General features: G+C 71.6%; 4 protein-coding genes. All 4 read right to left on the reverse strand.

Features of this window, described 5'->3' with window-relative positions:
* The coding region (locus P409_RS31200; protein WP_034847642.1) for an FAD-dependent oxidoreductase at nucleotides 1-280 on the reverse strand (280 nt) is incomplete at its 3' end.
* A 13-nt stretch (nucleotides 281-293) separates the two neighbouring features.
* Nucleotides 294-617: a MocE family 2Fe-2S type ferredoxin gene (locus P409_RS31205; RefSeq protein WP_034847643.1), complete on the reverse strand. Its 324-nt coding sequence runs from the start codon at nucleotides 615-617 to the stop codon at nucleotides 294-296.
* A 22-nt stretch (nucleotides 618-639) separates the two neighbouring features.
* Nucleotides 640-1,725: a fatty acid desaturase family protein gene (locus P409_RS31210; RefSeq protein WP_052121609.1), complete on the reverse strand. Its 1,086-nt coding sequence runs from the start codon at nucleotides 1,723-1,725 to the stop codon at nucleotides 640-642.
* Between the two features lie 143 nt (nucleotides 1,726-1,868).
* On the reverse strand, nucleotides 1,869-2,738 hold an 870-nt coding region (locus P409_RS31215; protein WP_034847645.1), incomplete at its 5' end, for a substrate-binding domain-containing protein.

A 2,738-nucleotide genomic window follows, 5' to 3' on the forward strand; every position in this document is an offset into this window, starting at 1 on the left:
GCAGGGTGCTGCCGCCGGCCAGGGTCACGCTGCGGGCGGCGCGGTCGATCGCCGTCACCTCGGTGCCCAGGATCAGCTCGATCCCCAGGGTGGCGGCGCGGTCGCGGTCCAGCACGGTGGCCGGCTCCGCCTCGGCCAGCAGCGCCGCCTTGGACAAAGGCGGGCGCTCATAGGGCGGGCGCGCCTCCGCGCCGATCAGCGTGACCGGCCCGTCCCAGCCCTGCTCGCGCAGGGTGATCGCCGCCCGCGCCCCGGCCTCGCCGGCGCCGACGATCACCATCCCGGCCATCCGCCTAGGACCCGGCCCGCAGATAGACCCGGCCGCCCTCGACCTTGACCGGGAAGGTCCGCAGCGCGGCGCAGACCGGCGGGCTCAGCGCCTCGCCGGTGGTGAAGTCGAAGCGGCCATTGTGCAGCGGGCATTCGATCACCGTGTCCATCACCAGCCCGTCGGCGAGGTGGACGAACTCATGCGTGCACAGCCCGTCGGTGGCGAAGTAGCGGTCGTCCCCGGTGCGGTAGATGGCGAAGGTCGCGCCGCCGTGATCGAAGCGGATCACGTCCTCCGGGTCGATGTCGTCCACGGCGCAGGCGTTGATCCAGGCATCCTCGGCCATGACCGTCCTCCCTCTCGCTGTGCTATTCCGCCGGCACCGCCCGGGCGGTGCCCAGCGCGGGGCCTGGCGAGGCCCCGGCCGGCAGGGTCCGGACCGCATGATAGCGCGGATCGCGCCGCTGTCGGATCAGGGTCGGGATGATCTCGCGATACGCCGCCCAGCAGCTCGGATAGGGCGGCGGGCAGTCATGCTTCATCGCCGCGTGCAGCTTCGGCAGCGCGTGATAGGGCACGGTCGGGAACATGTGGTGCTCCACATGATAGTTCATGTTCCAGTACAGGAACCGGAACACCGGGTTCATGTAGACCGTGCGGCTGTTCAGCCGGTGGTCCAGCACGTCCTCGGCCAGGCCGGCATGCTGGGTCAGGCCGAAGAACAGGGTCATGCCGCCGCCATAGAGGGTCGGCAGCCCGACCAGCATCGCCGGCAGGATGCTGCCGAAGGCCAGGCAGGCGGCGATCACCGCGGCGAAGATGGCCAGGTAGATCCGCGCGACCAGGACCACCTTCCGCCGCTCCATCTGCGGGATGAAGGTCTCCTCCTCCGCCGTCAGCCGGCCGGCCGCGTGCACGAACAGCTTGCGGATCGCGACCTGGCTGGCCTTCAGCATGAAGATGTTGAGGGCGATCTTCAGCAGGCTGGGCGGGCGCTGGGCGGCGATCTCGGGGTCGCGGCCGACGATGATGGTGTCGGTGTGGTGCCTTGTGTGGCTCCAGCGCCAGACCGTCGGCTCGCGCAGGATCATGAAGCAGGCGATGTGGTAGACGGCGTCGTTCATCCACCGCGTCTTGAAGGCGGTGCCGTGGCCGCATTCGTGCCAACGGCTGTCCGAGGCCGAGCCGTACAGCACGCCATAGGCCAGGAAGAACGGCACGGCCCACCAGCTGCCCCACAGCGCGGCACCGAGCCCGCCGGTGACGGCCAGCGCGGCGAACCAGATCAGGGTGTCGCGGATCGCCGGCCCGTCCGACCGGCGCATCAGCTCCTTGAGATCCTTGCGCGGGATCGGGCAGGCATACCAGGCGGCGCCGGCCAGCCCGGCCTCGACCGCCCTCTGCGCCTCCGCCCCGACCAGGCTGTAGTCCCTCCGGCCGATCTCCCCGGGCATCGCATCCTCCGCCTTGCCCCGCCTATCGCGGGTTGGGAAGGAGCGTAATCCGGGGGCGCAACGGCCTCAACGGAGGGGGTGGAGAATCTATCCGTTTCCATCACGGGGCGACGGCGACGGTGATGGATTGTTGCCGCCGCCCGTCAGCCCGGGTCGACATTCTCCGGGACGTAGATCCGGAACGGCAGTACGCGTTGGCGCAGCCCGGCCGGCGGGTCGCCCGCCGTGGCCTCGACCATCGCGGCGACAGCGGCGGCGCAGAACTCGTCGACCGGCAGGGCCAGCACGGTGCTGACGATGCCGTCGATCAGCGCCGCCCGGGTCGCCTCCGTCAGCTCGTTGCAGACCACGGCGAGGCCGGTGCGGTCCTCCTCGCGCAAGGCGCGGATGATGCCCTCGCGCCCGCCGCCGGCGTCGTACAGCCCGACCAGGTCGGGGTATCGCTGCAGCAGCTCCAGGGTGAAGGGGTAGGCGACCGCGGGGTCGTCGAGGTTCACCGCGGTCTCCAGCAGCTGGAAGTCGCGGGCGTGCTCGCGGAAATACGACCGGAAGCCGATCTCGCACATCTCCTGGCCCAGATAGCGATGGCTGCCGACGAAGACGGCGACCCGTCCCGGCCGCGCCGCCGTGCGCGCCACCAGCCAGGCGGCGGTCCGCCCCAGCTTGCGGCTGTCCAGGCCGACATAGCCGGCCCGGTCCGGCGCCGAGAGGTCGGAGAGCAGGGTGAAGACCGGCACGCCGCGGGCGGCCAGGTCCGACACGGCCCTGGTCACATGGGGATGGTCGACCGCCACGCAGGCAACGGCGTCGCAGCGGCCGCCCAGGCGCAGCAGCTCGTCGGCGATCCGCCGGGGCGCCAGCTCGTCGACATACACGACCGTGGCCTCGCCGCGGACCTCCCGCGCTTCCGCCGCCGCGCGGACGGCGGCAGCCCCGATCGCCTGGTAGAAGGCGTCGCCGCTCTTCTGCAGCAGGAAGCCGAAGCGCCGGCGCGGCCGGGTGGCGGCCAGCAG

Source organism: Inquilinus limosus MP06, from assembly GCF_000767795.1.
GTDB lineage: Bacteria > Pseudomonadota > Alphaproteobacteria > DSM-16000 > Inquilinaceae > Inquilinus > Inquilinus limosus_E.